The organism is Paracoccus methylarcula (assembly GCF_003007735.2).
Classification (GTDB): domain Bacteria; phylum Pseudomonadota; class Alphaproteobacteria; order Rhodobacterales; family Rhodobacteraceae; genus Paracoccus; species Paracoccus methylarcula.
Genome location: NZ_PXNQ02000003.1, coordinates 335,330 through 351,057, shown reverse-complemented (window position 1 = coordinate 351,057; position 15,728 = coordinate 335,330). Strand labels below are relative to the sequence as shown.

At 64.6% G+C, this 15,728-nt stretch carries 13 protein-coding genes and 1 pseudogene; 6 read left to right on the top strand and 8 right to left on the bottom strand.

Features of this window, described 5'->3' with window-relative positions:
* The first annotated feature begins 51 nt into the window (after positions 1 to 51).
* Positions 52 to 921, top strand: a complete 870-nt coding sequence (gene yghU / locus A7A09_RS07115) for a glutathione-dependent disulfide-bond oxidoreductase (protein WP_106690700.1) — start codon at positions 52 to 54, stop codon at positions 919 to 921.
* A gap of 102 nt (positions 922 to 1,023) precedes the next feature.
* On the opposite strand, the pseudogene A7A09_RS07110 reads toward yghU, so the two are convergent.
* The 7 genes and pseudogenes from A7A09_RS07110 to A7A09_RS07080 all read right to left on the bottom strand — a co-directional run bounded on the left by A7A09_RS07110 (position 1,024) and on the right by A7A09_RS07080 (position 8,533).
* Positions 1,024 to 1,832 (bottom strand): annotated as a pseudogene (locus tag A7A09_RS07110) (transglutaminase family protein).
* 3 nt (positions 1,833 to 1,835) lie between these two features.
* Complete coding sequence (locus tag A7A09_RS07105; RefSeq protein ID WP_106690699.1) at positions 1,836 to 2,792, bottom strand: alpha-E domain-containing protein; 957 nt, start codon at positions 2,790 to 2,792, stop codon at positions 1,836 to 1,838.
* A gap of 15 nt (positions 2,793 to 2,807) precedes the next feature.
* Positions 2,808 to 4,217: a circularly permuted type 2 ATP-grasp protein gene (locus A7A09_RS07100; protein ID WP_170167039.1), complete on the bottom strand. Its 1,410-nt coding sequence runs from the start codon at positions 4,215 to 4,217 to the stop codon at positions 2,808 to 2,810.
* Positions 4,218 to 4,436: 219 nt separating this feature from the next.
* A complete protein-coding gene (locus A7A09_RS07095) occupies positions 4,437 to 4,958 on the bottom strand; it encodes a DUF3035 domain-containing protein (RefSeq protein ID WP_106690800.1) in 522 nt (173 codons plus the stop codon).
* Positions 4,959 to 4,987: 29 nt separating this feature from the next.
* On the bottom strand, positions 4,988 to 5,536 hold the full coding sequence (gene lspA, locus A7A09_RS07090; protein ID WP_106690799.1) for a signal peptidase II: 549 nt from the start codon (positions 5,534 to 5,536) through the stop codon (positions 4,988 to 4,990).
* Between the two features lie 89 nt (positions 5,537 to 5,625).
* The gene (gene purH / locus A7A09_RS07085; protein WP_106690697.1) at positions 5,626 to 7,215 is read right to left on the bottom strand and encodes a bifunctional phosphoribosylaminoimidazolecarboxamide formyltransferase/IMP cyclohydrolase; all 1,590 of its coding nucleotides are present in this window, start codon (positions 7,213 to 7,215) and stop codon (positions 5,626 to 5,628) included.
* Positions 7,216 to 7,276: 61 nt separating this feature from the next.
* Entirely contained in the window at positions 7,277 to 8,533 is a 1,257-nt protein-coding gene (locus tag A7A09_RS07080) for an RsmB/NOP family class I SAM-dependent RNA methyltransferase (protein WP_106690696.1), read from the bottom strand.
* A 70-nt stretch (positions 8,534 to 8,603) separates the two neighbouring features.
* On the opposite strand from A7A09_RS07080, the gene A7A09_RS07075 reads away from it, so the two are divergent.
* The 5 genes from A7A09_RS07075 (at position 8,604) to A7A09_RS07055 (ending at position 14,783) form a co-directional block, all read left to right on the top strand.
* A complete protein-coding gene (locus A7A09_RS07075; protein ID WP_106690695.1) occupies positions 8,604 to 8,780 on the top strand; it encodes a DUF1674 domain-containing protein in 177 nt (58 codons plus the stop codon).
* Position 8,781: 1 nt separating this feature from the next.
* Positions 8,782 to 10,113 carry an amidase gene (locus A7A09_RS07070; RefSeq protein WP_106690694.1) on the top strand — a complete coding sequence of 444 codons (1,332 nt, stop codon included), beginning with the start codon at positions 8,782 to 8,784 and terminating at the stop codon, positions 10,111 to 10,113.
* 92 nt (positions 10,114 to 10,205) lie between these two features.
* Positions 10,206 to 11,399, top strand: coding sequence for an aminotransferase class I/II-fold pyridoxal phosphate-dependent enzyme (locus A7A09_RS07065; RefSeq protein ID WP_106690693.1), 1,194 nt, complete (start codon positions 10,206 to 10,208; stop codon positions 11,397 to 11,399).
* Positions 11,400 to 11,419: 20 nt separating this feature from the next.
* Positions 11,420 to 14,071 (top strand): DNA translocase FtsK, encoded by a 2,652-nt coding sequence (locus A7A09_RS07060; RefSeq protein ID WP_106690692.1) that lies wholly within the window; start codon positions 11,420 to 11,422, stop codon positions 14,069 to 14,071.
* 34 nt (positions 14,072 to 14,105) lie between these two features.
* Positions 14,106 to 14,783 (top strand): DUF2268 domain-containing putative Zn-dependent protease, encoded by a 678-nt coding sequence (locus tag A7A09_RS07055; RefSeq protein WP_170167038.1) that lies wholly within the window; start codon positions 14,106 to 14,108, stop codon positions 14,781 to 14,783.
* A gap of 121 nt (positions 14,784 to 14,904) precedes the next feature.
* On the opposite strand, the gene A7A09_RS07050 is transcribed toward A7A09_RS07055, so the two are convergent.
* Positions 14,905 to 15,681 carry a 5'-nucleotidase, lipoprotein e(P4) family gene (locus A7A09_RS07050; protein WP_106690690.1) on the bottom strand — a complete coding sequence of 259 codons (777 nt, stop codon included), beginning with the start codon at positions 15,679 to 15,681 and terminating at the stop codon, positions 14,905 to 14,907.
* Positions 15,682 to 15,728 lie beyond the last annotated feature (47 nt).

Here is a 15,728-nt window from a genome sequence, read left to right as displayed (position 1 = left end):
CAACCGTGCCGGGTTCCCTATGTCTCGGGCATCCCCTCAGGAGATCACATCATGAACGATACGCAATATCAGCCGCCCAGTGTCTGGTCCTGGGATGCAGAGAATGGCGGCGAATGGGCGGGCATCAACCGGCCTACCTCCGGCGCGCAGTTCGACCGGGATCTGCCGGTCGGGAAACACCCGTTCCAACTGTATTCGCTGGCCACGCCCAACGGGCAGAAGGTCACGATCATGCTGGAGGAACTGCTTGCCGCCGGAGAGAGCGGCGCTGAATATGACGCATGGCTGATCAAGATCGGCGACAGTGACCAGTTCTCGTCGGGTTTCGTCGCCGTCAACCCGAACTCCAAGATCCCGGCGATGGTGGACCGTTCCGGAAGCCAGCCGGTGCGCGTCTTCGAGTCCGGCCATATCCTGCTGTACCTGGCCGAGAAATTCGGACGCTTCCTGCCGCGCGATCACGCCGCCCGGACCGAGGCGATGAACTGGCTGTTCTGGTTGCAGGGATCGGCCCCCTATCTGGGTGGCGGCTTTGGTCACTTCTACGCCTATGCGCCCTGGCCAATGCAATATCCCATCGACCGCTTCACCATGGAAACCAAGCGGCAGATGCATCTTCTGGACAGCACGCTTGCCGAGCGGCGCTTCATCGGTGGCGAGGAATACAGCATCGCCGACATGGCAATCTGGCCATGGTACGGGAATCTGGTCTTCGGTAGGCAATATGACGCGGGTGAGTTCCTGAACGTCTCGGAATACAAGCATCTGCGCCGGTGGGCAGACGAGATCGCGGAGCGTCCCGCTGTGCAGCGCGGCCGGATCGTCAACCGCAGGAACGGCGAGCCGTGGGAGCAGATGGACGAGCGCCACGATGCCTCGGATTTCGACAAGCTGCCGCAGAAACCCTCTGACCAGGGCTAGCATTCCGGCCGTCGCATTCGCCGGAACGGTCTTTCGCTTGCAACTCTGTTTTCCTGCCCCGCCCTGGCAAGTTTGCTGATGCGGGGCAGGGAAGTGACGCGGTTACTGCGCCATCTCTTCCACCTGCACGGTCACCGCCAGCCGCTCTGCCCCGCTGCCCATCGCAACTCCACGGATCGGAGCGGCATCGGTCGCATCCAGGCCGGAGCCAAGGCGGACATAGCGTTCATCCGGGCAGCACCCATTTGCGGCGTCGAAACCGACCCAACCCAGATTACTGACATGAATTTCAGCCCATGCATGGGCGGCCTCGTGCGGCTGTCCGTCCTGCGTCGAGTGCAGGTAGCCCGAGACATAGCGGGCAGGCAGATCGCGTAGGCGGGCAAGCGCGATCAGCGCATGGGCGTGATCCTGGCAGACGCCCTCGCCCAGGGCCAGCGCCTCGGCGGCGGTGGTTCGTGCCTGGGTCACGCCGGGGCGGAAGGCGATCGCCTCGTTGACCGCAGCCGATAGTCTATGGGCCAGGTCCAGCGCGTCGTCATGCGTGCCGACCGATTGCGCCAGTTTCCGCAATGCCTTGTCCGGCGCCGTCGCCTGCGTGTCGCGCAGATAGGCGAGCGGGTGGATCGTCTCGCGATGGCCGCGCAGCACGCCAGCCAAGTCGCGGGTTTCGACATGGCCGCTGATCCGCACGGCGATCTCCTGGGCCGGGCCGCGCAGGGTCCAGCCCTCGATCCAGTCGCCGGCGCGTCCCGGAATCCCGGCCCCCTGATGCCGCCCGGGATCTCGATCAGCCAGTCATGGGTTTTCTGCCCCTCGAAGACCGAGGGCGTCAGGCGCAGGCTTTGCACCAGGTTCCGGATCGGCTGGTCATAGCCATAGACGGTTTCATGCGAGATACGCAGTTTCATGGATCACGCCCCTCCCAGCAGGTAGTCCTGATGCACCAGGTTCGAGACGGTGCCGATCTCGCCGATGAACCAACTGAGGAATTCATGCAGCCCCTCGTCGAAGATCGTGTCGATATCGCGCGCCTGCAAGGCGTCCAGCGTGGCCCGGGCCTGGTTGCGGGCGGTGGCGGGCGCGTTCTCGCCATAGCGCCGGACGAGCCCGTCCAGATGCCAGACCGTTTCGTAAAGCGAGGTGACCAGCGAACGCGGGCTTTCCCCGTTCAGGATCAGGAAATCGGCGACCCGCGCGGCGGTGATGTCGCCGCCATAGGCCCAATGAAAGGCGCGATGGGCCGAGAGTGCCCGCAGGATCACCATCCATTGATAGGTATCCAGGCCAGAGCCGACGAACTCGATCCGGGGCAGCAGCACGAAATATTTCACATCCAGCAGCCGGGCGGTGGCGTCGGCGCGCTCCAGCCCGAAGCCGGTATGTATGAAATGCCAGCCATCATTGCGCAATTGCGTGGCGTTGATGGCCCCGCGCACGGTCGAGGTATGGCTGGTGGTGAAATCGGTCAGCGTCGCGGTGTCCAGCTTGGAACGCGGGGTTTTCTCGATCTTGCGCAATTCCTGGTAGGTGACATTGAGCGCGTCCCAGACCTGTCCCGTCAGGGCGGTGCGCACGATCCGGCCGCTTTCGCGGGCCCTTTCGATGCAGTTGGCGACCGACGAGGGGTTGTCGCGGTCGAAGAAGATGAATTCCTCGATATTCTCCTGCGTGACCTCGCTGTATTTCTGCCGGAACTGGTCGGAGGCCCCGGATGCCTGCAAAAGCGAGTTCCATTCGTTCTGATACCCGACCGCGGTATTGGGCAGCAGCGTGATGCGCTGGCCGACATCCAGCAGGCGGGCGGCGGTTTCGGCGCGTTCCAGGTGGCGGCCCATCCAGAACAGGTTCGAGGCGGTGCGGCTGAGCATGTCTGATCCCTCCCCTTATTCCGACAGGACCCAGGTGTCCTTGACGCCCCCGCCCTGCGACGAGTTGACGACAAGGCTGCCCTCGCGCAGCGCGACACGGGTCAGCCCGCCCGGCACCAGCTCGATCCGGTCGCCGCAAAGGCAGAAGGGGCGCAGATCGACATGGCGCGGGGCGATGCCCTGCTCGACGAAGGTCGGGCAGGTGGAAAGCGACAGGGTTGGCTGGGCGATGTAGTTCGAGGGGTTGGCCTCGATCTTCTTGCGGAAGGTTTCGATCTCCTCCTTGCTGGCCCTTGGCCCGACCAGCATGCCGTAGCCGCCCGAGCCATGGACCTCTTTCACCACCAGATCGGACAGGTTCGCCATGACATATTTGTAATCCTCGTCCTTCCACAGCGTCCAGGTCTGGACATTGTTCAGGAGCGGTTCCTCGCCCAGGTAGAAGCGGACCATTTCCGGCACGAAAGTATAGATCGCCTTGTCATCGGCCACGCCCGCGCCGGGGGCCGAGCAGATCGACACCCCGCCCGAGCGATAGACATCCATCAGCCCCGGCACGCCCAGCATGGAATCGGGGCGGAAGCAGAGCGGGTCCAGGAACGGGTCGTCGATCCGACGATAGATGACATCGACGCGCCTTGGCCCCTGCGTCGTGCGCATATAGACGAATTCGCCATCGACGAAGAGATCCTGCCCCTCGACCAGTTCGACGCCCATCAGGTTGGCAAGGAAACTGTGCTCGTAATAGGCGCTGTTGTAATGGCCCGGCGTCAAAATCACGCAGGTCGGACGGCTGTCGCATTTCGCGGGCGCCACCGATTCCAGGGTCCGGCGCAGCAAATCGGGATACTGCTCGACCGGCTCGATGCGGTTCTGGCGGAAAAGCTGCGGGAACATGCGCATCATGATCTCGCGGTTTTCCAGCATGTAGCTGACGCCCGAGGGGGTGCGGCAATTATCCTCGAGCACGAAGAACTCGTCCTTGGCGGTGCGGACAAGGTCGATGCCGATGATATGGCTATAGACGCCGCGCGGCGGCACGATGCCGGTAACAGCCTTTTCATAGGCCTCGTTCCGATAGACCAGCCGTGCCGGGATGCGGCCGGCGCGGATGATCTCGCCCCGGCCATAGACGTCGCGCAGAAAGGCGTTCAGGGCGCGGGCGCGTTGCTTGATGCCGCGTTCCAGCCTGCGCCATTCGGATTGCTCGAAGACTCGGGGCATCATGTCGAAGGGGATCAGCCGGTCGGGATCGCCTCCCTCGCCGTAAACCGCGAAGGTGATGCCGATACGCCGGAACAGGGCCTCGGCCTCGGCCTGTTTCATCTGCCGGAAATCCTCCGGCATGGTTTCGACCCATTCGCTGAGGCGGGCATATGGATCGCGGACGGACTCGCCCTCGAACATCTCGTTATAGTAGACCATGATTTCCCCCGGACTCTGAACGCGACGCCCTTGATGGGCATTCTTTGGGTCAATGATTGGGGAGAGATTTGGCGAAGTCTATAGCGGAAAGGCCGCGATCGCGAGAAAACACGGGTTTGTGCAGGTCATGCAGGGATCGTATCGCCGTCATCGGCCTGTACGTCGATCTTCCGGGCAGATTGAAAACCCGCGTCTCTTCACGCAGATGCCGGGAAGTGGTTATTCCTCCGGCCGGGGAGGGGCGCTTGGCGTGCGGGCGCCCGCGCGCTGCCAGCGCTGTTGTTCCGCATAGGGATCGAGCGATACCGGCCTGTAGGCGCGGTGATAGACGCTGGTGCCCGCCAGACGCTCAAGCGGGCGGGGCTTGTTGCGCTCCCGCCATCTCTGGTCGGCCTGTGCCAGCGTCGTGCGGATGGCGGGATCGTTGCCCGCGCGCGAGGCGTAGGCCACCATCGCCTGATCCGACGCGGCAACGCCCTGATCGGTCAATGCGGCAGGATTGCCGCCCATGGCACCCACCGCATCCGCGACCGGGGTCGGGTCGGTGATGTTGGAACTACCGGGCGTCGGAGTGGGCAGCAGGGCGAGATCCGGTGGCATGCTGATCGGCTTGGTCGGCAGGATCGCGAATTCATCCGGCGATTTTTGCCCGCTTTCAAGATTCATCAGCTTCGGGTTGCCGCCGCAAGCGGTCATGCCCATCAGCGCCGCGATACCGATTGTCAGCGAGATTGCCCGCATGATCCGCCCCTTTATCATTCCGCCCCGTTCTAACCCGAATTATCCGCCTCGTCACGAGGCTTGTCGTTCCTGGGTTTGGCGCGTGGCTTTCTTGCCGGCTTCTGCGGTTCGGGATCGGGTTTTCTCTGCGGTATCAGGACCAGACCGATGGCACCCGCGAAGATTGCGATATCCGCGACATTGAAACTGTAGGGGTTTTGCCAGCTGGGCAGCGACATGTTCAGGAAATCCGCGACCGCGCCATAGGCGATCCGGTCGATCACGTTGCCAAGCGCGCCGCCGATCAGCAACCCGGCGGATATTCGCGCAAGCAGTCCCGGAGCCGCCCGCCAGATCCAGATCCAGACCCAGAGCGAAATCGCCAGCGCGATGCCGATCAGCACCCAACGCATGGTGTTTTCCCCGGATGAGAACAGCCCGAAATTCACCCCCTGGTTCCATGCCATGCGCAGGTTGAGCCACGGGGACAGCACATCGATCTCGTGGAGCCGGTCGAGCTGCAGGACATGCACGACCCAGTATTTCAATGCCTGGTCGAGTGCGATGATCGCTGCAGCGATCCAGCCCGTCAGCCGCATATCGGCGCGAACCGGCTCGGGCGGGGGGGTGGGCCTGCGCGCACGTGGCGCCTTGGGCCTGACGCCCCCGGATTTCGGAGCCTCGGCCATCAGTGACGGAAATGCCGCTGGCCGGTAAAGACCATTGCCAGGCCAAGCCGGTTGGCGGCGGCAATCACCTCTTCGTCGCGCATGGAACCGCCCGGTTGGATCACGGCTTTTGCGCCCGCCTCGGCCAGCGCCTCGATTCCGTCGGCAAAGGGGAAGAAGGCGTCAGAGGCGACCGCCGCACCCTCGGTCAGTGGTCGGGACAGGCCAAGCGCCTCGGCCATGTCCTCGGATTTGCGGCGGCCGATGCGGGTGGAATCCACGCGGCTCATCTGGCCCGCGCCGATACCGACGGTTGCCATGTCCCTGGCATAGACGATGGCGTTGGACTTGACATGCTTGGCGACGGTCCAGGCGAAGAGCAGGTCGTTCAACTCGTCTTCCGAAGGCTGGCGCTCGGTCACGATCTTCAGCGCGTCGAGGGCGACATGGCCGTTATCGCGTCCCTGCACCAGGAATCCGCCCGCCACCTGCCGGAATGTCGTTCCGGCTGCAGCCGGGTCGGGCAGTCCGCCAGTGGTCAGCAGGCGCAGGTTCTTCTTGGCGGCAAAGATGCGCTTGGCGTCCTCATCGGCATCCGGAGCGATGACCACTTCGGTGAAGATCTTGACGATTTCCTCGGCGGTCGCACCGTCCAGGGGCTGGTTCAACGCCACGATCCCACCGAAGGCCGAGGTCCGGTCGCAATCGAAGGCGCGCTTGTAGGCGTCGATGGCGGTCTCTCCGCGTGCCACGCCGCAGGGATTGGCATGTTTGACGATCGCGCAGGCAGGGCCTCGGGCCGGGTCGAACTCGGCGGCCAGTTCGAATGCCGCGTCGGTATCGTTGATATTGTTGTAGCTGAGTTCCTTGCCCTGCCATTGCCTGGCGCTGGCGACTCCGGGGCGGGCCTCGCCCGTTACGTAGAAGGCCGCGGATTGATGCGGGTTCTCGCCATAGCGGAGCCCTTGGGCCAACGTCCCGGCAAAGGCGCGGCGGCGCGGGGTTTCCTCGCCGATGGCACCCGCCATCCATGTCGATACGGCGGCATCATAGGCGGCGGTGCGGGCATAGGCAATCTGCGCCTGGCGCTGGCGGAATTCCAATGTCGTGTGATCGTCATTTGCGTCCAGCTCGGCCAGCAGGGCGTCGTAATCCTGCACATCCACGATGACGCTGACGAAACCGTGATTCTTGGCCGCCGCGCGGATCATCGCCGGACCGCCGATATCGATATTCTCGATGCAATCCTCGTAGGCGGCACCCTTCGCCACGGTTTCCTCGAAGGGATAGAGGTTCACCACCAGCAGGTCGATCGGGCCGATACCATGCGCCTCCATCGCGGCCAGATGCTCGGCATTGTCGCGCAGCGCCAGCAATCCGCCATGCACGACTGGATGCAAGGTCTTGACGCGGCCATCCATCATCTCGGGGAAGCCGGTGACATCGGCGACATCCACCACCGTCAGCCCGGCCTCGCGCAGGGCCTTGGCGCTGCCCCCGGTCGAGAGCAGTTCGACACCACGGGCCGACAGTTTCCGGGCGAATTCGATCAACCCGGTCTTGTCGGAGACCGAGATCAGGGCGCGTTTCAGGGTGACGGGATGGGACATGTGGCGGGCCTCGCATCTGGTTTGGCGATCAACTAACCGCCTGCGGGCAGAAGGTCCAGCGTCAGGCGGGCTTTCCAAGGCGCGCCATGTAAAATCCGTCCATCCCGCCCAGATCCGGCCAGTAATCGGGGCGCAGGCGCAGCCCGCCCTCGGGGGTGATCCATGCCGGGTCGATGCCGGGCAGTGCAGGGGGGCGGGCGACAAGGCCGGGATGGCGGGTCAAGGCGGCGCGAATCTGCGCCTCCCCCTCTTCGGGCAGCAGCGAGCAGACGGCATAGACCAGCCTTCCGCCGGGAGGGAGCTGGGCCAGCGCGTGATCGAGCAGGCGCGATTGCAGCGCCACCAGATCGGGAATGCCGCTGCCGTCGCGCAGGAAGGGCAGGTCGGGATGGCGGCGGATCGTGCCGGTGGCCGAGCAAGGGGCATCCAGCAGGATCGCGTCGGGGGCTGTATCGGCTTGCCATTCCAGGGCGTCGGCCGTGATCAGATCGGCGCTCAGGCGGCAGCGTTTGAGGTTCTCGGCGACGCGCTTTAGCCGCGGGGCGCTGATATCCACCGCCGTCACCTGTGCACCGCTTGTCGCGAGTTGCAGCGTCTTGCCCCCGGGGGCTGCGCAGATATCTGCGATCCTCTCGCCCGGTTGCGGATCGAGCAGGCACACCGGCAGGGCCGCAGCAGCGTCCTGCACCCACCATGCCCCCTCGGTGTAGCCCGGCAGGGCCGAGACCTGGACATGGCCGGAGATGCGCAGCGATCCGGTCGGCAGCTCTGTTGCGCCTTCGATAAGGGGCGCATCAGGCTTTACCGTCAGGTCAAGCGGCGCGCCCGCCTGATGGGCGGCCTCGATGGCCCGTGTCGTATCTTCTCCATAGGCTTCGGCGACGGGCAGTCGCAGCCAATCGGGCATGCGCTGTGGCGGCAGATCGGCCCAGTCCTCGTGGCGCGAAATCTTGCGCAGCACCGCGTTCACCATGCCCGCTGCCGCCTGTCCGCGCTTGCCCAGCCCTCGGGTCAGGGTGACGGCCGCATCCACGACCCCATGCGCCGCGCCGCCCAGTTCCAGCATCTCGACCGTGGCGAGGCGCAGGACATCGGCGACCTGCGGGGTGGGCTTGCGGCTGACATAGGAGGCGATCACTGCATCCGCGCGGGACTGATGGCGCAGCACCTCGGCTGCAAGACGACCGGCGCGGGCCTGATCCGCCGGGGACATCGATTTCAGCGATGTTCCCTGATCGGACAGGCTGAGCCCCTCGCGCACGCCTGCAAGCAGCCGCAACGCGCCTTTTCGTGCCAAATCACCAGTCGGCTTTGCCAAATCGCTTTCCTTCGCCTAAGTCTTGTCGCAAGACTGACGTGATCCATACGCCCAATCAGGGGATGTTTCCATGAGCGATCGACCCGATTTGCCGCCCGCCGCCCAACGCGCCCTAGCCGAGGCCGAGGAGCGCCGCAAGGCTGCAGCGAAACTGGCGGCTTTGCCCAAGGAATATGGCGGCCGCGACGGCCCGGAACCCGTGCGCTTCGGCGATTACGAAAAGAACGGCCTCGCGGTGGATTTCTGAGATGGACTGGCTGAGGGCGTCGGCGGTTCAGCAAGGCCGGGCGATCACCGCCGGCCTGCTCGACCCGCTGGATCAGACCGAGGCCTACCTGACCGCCATCAAGGCGCATCCCGACGGCAAGCGCATCTATGCCCGGCTGACCGAGGCCCGCGCCCGGTCCGAGGCCATCGCCGCCCATGACCGCGTCAAGGCGGAACTGCGCCGGGGCGTGCTGGACGGTGTGGCGATCAGCTGGAAGGACAATATCGACAGTGCCGGCACGGTGACCGAGGCGGGCTCGCGCCTGCTGGAAGGGCGGGTGCCGCGGCGCGATGCCGAAACCCTGGCGCAGGCGACACGCGAAGGGCTGGTCTGCCTGGGCAAGACGCATATGACGGAACTGGCCTTTTCCGGTCTGGGGTTGAACCCGATGACGGCGACGCCTCCCAACTCGCGGGATCCGTCCCGGGCGCCCGGGGGATCCTCGTCGGGGGCGGCGGTTTCGGTGGCACTGGGGCTGGCGGCGGCGGCGATCGGGTCCGATACCGGCGGCTCGATCCGGGTGCCTGCCGCATGGAACGACATCGTCGGCTTCAAGCCGACCCATGGTGCGGTTTCGTCGCAGGGCGTGGTGCCGCTCTGCCGCCGTTTCGACGTGGCCGGGCCGCTGGCCCGCTCGGTCGAGGATTGCTCCGAGATCATGGCGGTGCTGACCGGCAGGCCCGCCGTCGATCTCAAAGGCTGCTCGGCGGCAGGGTTGCGGCTGATGGTGCTGGATGGCCTGCCCTTCGAAGAGGCCGAGGAAGGCCCGGTTTCGGCCTTTCACGACGCGGTTGACCGGCTGGCCCGCGCGGGGGCATCCATTACCCACGGCAATCCCGGGATCGTCAGGCGCGCCATGGATCTGTCTCCGCTTCTGTTCGCGCCCGAGGCCTATGGAATATGGCGCGCGCAGATCGAGGATGCGCCCGAGCTGATGCACAAACCGATCCTCGAACGTTTCCGCGGCGGGGCCGAGGTCAGCGCGGCGGATTATGTCGGCGGATGGGAAAAGCTGGCGCGGCTGCGTCTTGAATGGGCAGCGAAAACCGCCGGATACGATGCCATCCTGCTGCCGACTTCGGCGATCCTGCCCCCCGATGCCGCCCGGCTGAACGAGGACGAGGAATATTTCGCCCGCGCCAATCTGCTGACCCTGCGCAATACGCGGATCGGCAACCTGCTGGGGCTTCCGGCCGTGTCGCTGCCCACCGGGCATCGTGGTTGCGGGATCATGGCGATGGGGCATGTCGGCGGCGACCGGCATCTTTTGCGCGTCGCGGCGGGCATGGAAAGCGCATTGGCCGCCAATTAGGCCCATTGGCCCGGCTTTCACTGGACGCAAGCGCCTGATCACGCTAATGTTGATGCCAATAACGGGGCAAAGACTCCGAAAGCGAGGCAGACATGGCAATTCCCGAGCGGTTCTCGAACCTGCCGGACTACGCGTTTCCGCGTTTGCGGGCGTTGTTGTCGGATATCGAGCCCGGGCTGGCGCCCGGAGAGGCTCCGATGGTGCTGACCATCGGCGAGCCGCGTCATGCCATGCCCGGTTTCGTGGCGCAAGTGATGGCCGAGCATATCGGCGGGCTTGCCAAATACCCGGTGAATGAGGGAACGCCGGGGCTTCTGGACGCGATTTGCGGCTGGCTCGGAACACGATATGGTCTCGACATCGAGCCCGGGCGTGTGATGGCGCTGAACGGTACGCGGGAAGGGCTGTTCAATGCGGCCCTGGCGCTGTGCCCCGAGCAGAAGAACGGCCAGCCACCGGCGATATTGATCCCCAACCCGTTCTATCAGGTCTATGCGGTTGCGGCGGCGGCGGTGCAGGCCGAACCGGTTTTCGTGCCCGCCACCGTTGAGACCGGCGATCTGCCCGATTATGCGGGTTTGCCTGCCGAATTGCTGGATCGCACGGCGATAGCCTATCTGTGCTCGCCTGCCAATCCGCAGGGGGCGATCGCGGATCGGGATTATCTGCAGGCGCTGGTCGGGTTGGCAGAGCGCCATGATTTCCTGGTCTTCGCCGATGAATGCTATTCCGAGATCTACCGCGATACCCCTCCGCCCGGTGCGCTGGAGGTTGCCACCGCGATGGGGCTGGCAGATCGGGTGGTCGTCTTCAACTCGCTGTCGAAACGCTCGAACCTGCCGGGGCTGCGGTCGGGCTTCGTGGCGGGAAGTGTCGCGAATATCGCCCAGATCCGCAGGCTGCGCAGCTATGCCGGGGCGCCCTTGCCGCTGCCCTCGCAGGCCGTCGGCGAGGCCGCATGGCGGGACGAGGCGCATGTCGAGGCCAGCCGGGCGCTTTACCGGCAGAAATACGAGATTGCCGACCGGGTGCTGGGAAATATTCCCGGCTATCGCCCCATCGCAGGCGGGTTTTTCCTGTGGCTGCCGGTCGAGGATGGTGAGGCGGCGGCTCGCAAGCTGTGGGCGGAGGCGGGAATACAGGTCCTGCCGGGCGCCTATCTGTCGCGCGAGGTGCGGGGCGTCAATCCGGGCAAGGGATTTGTGCGCGTGGCACTTGTCGCGGCACCCGAGGAAACCGAGGCCGCGCTGATCCGGTTGCGCGGCGTATTGTATGGCGACGATTGAGAGTGGGGAAGGGTAACGGAATGGCAAGCTGGCAGGCGAAACACCGCGATCCGCTGTTCGACCAGAGCACGCAGGCCGCGTTGGAGCGACGCGGCAAGGAACTGGCCGGTGCGGGGCTTATCCTTGTCGGCGTTCTTGTCGCGATGATGCTGGGCAGTTGGACCGCCGAGGATCCCAGCTTCCTGGCGGCGACCGATGCGCCAGCGCAGAACCTTCTGGGCAGTTTTGGCGCATATGTGTCCTCGCCCCTGATGATGATCGCGGGAAAGGGTTCGTGGATGCTGGTCGTCGGCGCCTTTGTCTGGGGCCTGCGGCTGATGCTGCACCGGGGCGAAGAGCGGATCATGCGGGCGATCTTCCTGCCGATCGCCGTGGCCCTTGCCTCGGTCTATTGCAGCAGCCTGGCACCGGATGCGGAATGGCAGCAAAGCTACGGCATGGGCGGCCATTTCGGCGACATGGTGATGGGCGCGCTGCTGAACGTGATCCCGCTCAAGGCGCAGATCGGCATCAAGATCGCCGCCCTGCTGGTCGTCATCGGGGCGGTCGCCGTCTCGGCCTTTGTGCTGGGCTTCGATCTGCGCGAACTGCGCAACCTGTGGCGGCGTTTCCTGATCGGGCTGGTGACGGCCTATGACATGGGGATGCGGATCGCCGGGCGCGGGGCCGCGGCTTCGGCCGGGCTTGCGCAGAAAATGCGTGAGCGGCGCCATGGCAGGGATGCGAATGCGGCGGAGCCGCAAGAGGCACGGGCCCGCGGCGGGATGTTCCAGCGGCGCAGGATGGCCGAGACCGATGCCGGTCCGCAGGAATTGGCGGGTGATCTGCCCGAGCCGGAACTGATCGATCGTGACTCCGATTACCAGGGCGATGCCCCCTCGGATGAAGAGGTCCGGGGCCGTATCACCGACGCGATCCGGAACCGGACGGCCAAGTCCTCGGTTCTCGCGGCAGTGACCTCCCGGCTGGTGCGTGGCGGGGCAGAGGACGATATCCGCGCCGAGCCTCCTCTCGTGGGGGAGGAGGTAGACGAAATTGCCGAGCCCACACCTTTCGGACAGGATACGAAGCGCGTCATGGTGCCGCCGCAGCGCAAATCCACGGCCTCGCGGCAGGCGCAGGCCGAAGCGCAGCCGCAATTGCGTTTCGATGAGACCGAGACCGCCTATGAAAAACCGCCCCTGGCATTGCTGACCGCGCCAGCGACGGTAGAGCGGCTGCAGCTTTCCGAAGAAGCGATGATGGAAAACGCCCGGATGCTTGAGGCGGTGCTGGACGATTACGGCGTCAAGGGCCAGATCACCGAGGTGCGGCCCGGCCCGGTCGTCACGCTTTACGAACTGGAACCCGCGCCGGGTCTCAAGGCTTCGCGGGTGATCGGCCTGGCCGATGATATCGCGCGGTCGATGTCGGCCCTGTCGGCACGTGTCTCGACCGTTCCCGGGCGCAGCGTGATCGGCATCGAACTGCCGAATGCCAAGCGCGAGATGGTGCTGCTGCGCGAGATCCTGTCGGCGCGCGCCTTTGGCGATGGCAAGCAGCCCCTGCCGCTGGCGCTTGGCAAGGATATCGGCGGCGAACCGATCATCGCCAACCTGGCGAAGATGCCCCACCTGCTGATCGCGGGGACCACCGGGTCGGGCAAGTCGGTGGCGATCAACACCATGATCCTGTCGCTGCTCTACAAGCTGACACCCCAGGAATGCCGCCTGATCATGATTGACCCCAAGATGCTGGAACTGTCGGTCTATGACGATATCCCGCATCTGCTCTCTCCGGTCGTGACCGATCCGAAAAAGGCCGTCGTCGCCCTGAAATGGGTCGTGGGCGAGATGGAAGAGCGTTACCGCAAGATGTCCAAGATGGGCGTGCGCAATATCGAGGGCTATAACGGGCGCGTCCGCGAGGCTTTGGCCAAGGGCGAGTTGTTCAAGCGCACCGTCCAGACCGGCTTTGACGAGGATACCGGCGAGCCGATCTTCGAGACCGAGGAATTCCAGCCCGAGGCCTTCCCCTATATCGTCGTCATCGTTGACGAGATGGCTGACCTGATGATGGTCGCGGGCAAGGAGATCGAGGCCTGCATCCAGCGTCTGGCGCAGATGGCGCGGGCCTCGGGCATCCACCTGATCATGGCGACGCAGCGGCCTTCGGTCGATGTCATCACCGGCACGATCAAGGCCAACTTCCCGACCCGGATCTCGTTCCAGGTGACCTCCAAGATCGACTCGCGCACGATCCTGGGCGAGCAGGGGGCCGAGCAATTGCTGGGGCAGGGTGACATGCTCTATATGGGCAATGGCGCGCGGATCACCCGCATCCACGGCCCCTTCGTCAGCGATGAAGAGGTCGAGGAGGTCGTGACCCATCTGAAAAGCTTTGGGCCGCCATCATACAAGTCCGGCGTGGTCGAGGGACCAGATGATGAAAAAGCCGGGGATATCGACGCGGTTCTGGGCCTTGGCGGCAGTGACAATGGCGAGGATCAACTCTATGATCAGGCCGTGATGATCGTGGCCAAGGACCGCAAATGCTCGACCTCCTATATCCAGCGCAAGCTGGCGATCGGTTACAACAAGGCTGCCCGTCTGGTGGAGCAGATGGAAGAGCAGGGGGTGGTTTCCTCCGCCAACCATGTCGGCAAGCGGGAAGTGCTGGTGCCCGAGGTCTGAGGGTAGAACTTCATTGACGACCTGGCACATTCATATGCTGAATGCGCGTCATGAGCTGACGCGCATCCTTCCGGAAATTCGGCAAGCCGCCCGCGAGGCAGTGACGCAGGCGTCCGTTCATGCGGATTTGCCCGATTTCGACCTTGTGGTGAAGGCCGATCCCGAAGGGTGCATTCCCGGCTTGGGTGTGGGCGGATTCGCCCCGACTCCCGGGTTGATCGAGATCAAGCTCGATCCCGACCGCTTTGCTGCCCCGATGCTGGTCCGGACGTTGATCCACGAGATGCATCACCTGATCCGTTGGGACGGGCCGGGTTATGGCCGCTCATTGGGGGAGGCTCTGGTCAGCGAGGGGCTGGCGGGCCATTTCGTCTTGCAGGTCCTGGGCGGGGAGCCCGACCGATGGGATGCGACCACCCCGGCGCAAGGTAGCGTCCGTGCCGCGATGAATGAATGGTCCCGGCGTGATTACGATCATGCCCGCTGGTTTTTCGGTGGCGGAGACCTGCGGAAATGGACCGGCTACGGGCTGGGTCATAGGCTGATCGCCGAGCATCTGTCCCGCCATCCCGATGACAACGCCGTGACGCTGGCATGCGTGCAAGCCGAAGCCCTGCGCCCGGTCATGCGCAGGCTGGCGGGGACGGAAGGTGCGGCGCAGAATGCCGAGGATTCCTCGACCGAGGGAGAAGACAAGGCAGACGGGGCGTAACTGGGCGCCGCCGTGTTTCGCCACGGGGTGGAGTTGCGAATATTGACGGCTTGGGGTGATGGAGGCGCAGCGATCATGTGCTGCGCCTCTCTTGCGTCGGCCGTGATCTACCTTGACCCGATCACCATTCTTCGATGACGGTTTCAGCGTCCCATGCGGTCAGTGGCGCTTCGGACCAGCTGCCATAGGCGGCATTCGGGAAGGCGATCCATTCAGCGCCCCATTTGCCTGCATTCTCATCGACCAGCGCTTTTTGATCCTCCAGCGGGGTCTTGCGGAAGCCATTGTCGAAATCATGCAGCGTGTCGCCAAGCAGCAGAACGATCTGATGATCCTCCGAGACGAGCTCGCGGCGTTCGATCTTGGGTGGCCCCAGAAGCAGCACGGTTTCCGGGCTGACCTGCGGCAATTCCAGTTCGGTCAGCGACGCGATCGTGTATTCTTTCTGCTCATCCGCACGGTCCGAGATATAGCGGATTGCCACGCCCAGGCTGTCGGCATGGTCGAGAAATTCCTTCGCGCCGGGGATCAGGGCCGGATTGCCGTCGCGCTCCCATGGCAGCCAGGTGTCCCAAGCGTCATAGGTATGGCAATTCTCCAGGTCACGGGCCAGAAGCGGGGTATTGTCGATCACCGTTTCGTCCAGATCGGTGACGACGGCCAGTTTCGAAGGGTCTTCGGCATCTGCGACCGCCGCGTCCAGTTTCTCGGTCGCGATGTTATAGGCTTGCCGCTGTAGCGCCCGGATCTCGGCCGATTGCTGCTGGAAGCGCAATCCCTTGGTGAATTCGGCGACCGGGCAATCATTGGCTTCGCCTTCCTGCGCCAATGCCGCCGGGGCAAGAAGGAACAGGCCCAGGCAGGTGAGCGCCGGGGTTCTGATGGAACGGATGGTCATGTTGAATACTCCCAGTTGCTTCATGCAGCCCCTTCGGGGGGGGCTTG

What these genes read in the sequence shown, in the direction of transcription:
- yghU (WP_106690700.1), top strand. Translation starts at nt 52, where the DNA reads ATGAACGATACGCAATATCAGCCGCCCAGTGTCTGGTCCTGGGATGCA.
- A7A09_RS07105 (WP_106690699.1), bottom strand. Translation starts at nt 2,792, where the DNA reads ATGCTCAGCCGCACCGCCTCGAACCTGTTCTGGATGGGCCGCCACCTG.
- A7A09_RS07100 (WP_170167039.1), bottom strand. Translation starts at nt 4,217, where the DNA reads ATGGTCTACTATAACGAGATGTTCGAGGGCGAGTCCGTCCGCGATCCA.
- A7A09_RS07095 (WP_106690800.1), bottom strand. Translation starts at nt 4,958, where the DNA reads ATGCGGGCAATCTCGCTGACAATCGGTATCGCGGCGCTGATGGGCATG.
- lspA (WP_106690799.1), bottom strand. Translation starts at nt 5,536, where the DNA reads ATGCGGCTGACGGGCTGGATCGCTGCAGCGATCATCGCACTCGACCAG.
- purH (WP_106690697.1), bottom strand. Translation starts at nt 7,215, where the DNA reads ATGTCCCATCCCGTCACCCTGAAACGCGCCCTGATCTCGGTCTCCGAC.
- A7A09_RS07075 (WP_106690695.1), top strand. Translation starts at nt 8,604, where the DNA reads ATGAGCGATCGACCCGATTTGCCGCCCGCCGCCCAACGCGCCCTAGCC.
- A7A09_RS07070 (WP_106690694.1), top strand. Translation starts at nt 8,782, where the DNA reads ATGGACTGGCTGAGGGCGTCGGCGGTTCAGCAAGGCCGGGCGATCACC.
- A7A09_RS07065 (WP_106690693.1), top strand. Translation starts at nt 10,206, where the DNA reads ATGGCAATTCCCGAGCGGTTCTCGAACCTGCCGGACTACGCGTTTCCG.
- A7A09_RS07060 (WP_106690692.1), top strand. Translation starts at nt 11,420, where the DNA reads ATGGCAAGCTGGCAGGCGAAACACCGCGATCCGCTGTTCGACCAGAGC.
- A7A09_RS07055 (WP_170167038.1), top strand. Translation starts at nt 14,106, where the DNA reads ATGCTGAATGCGCGTCATGAGCTGACGCGCATCCTTCCGGAAATTCGG.
- A7A09_RS07050 (WP_106690690.1), bottom strand. Translation starts at nt 15,681, where the DNA reads ATGACCATCCGTTCCATCAGAACCCCGGCGCTCACCTGCCTGGGCCTG.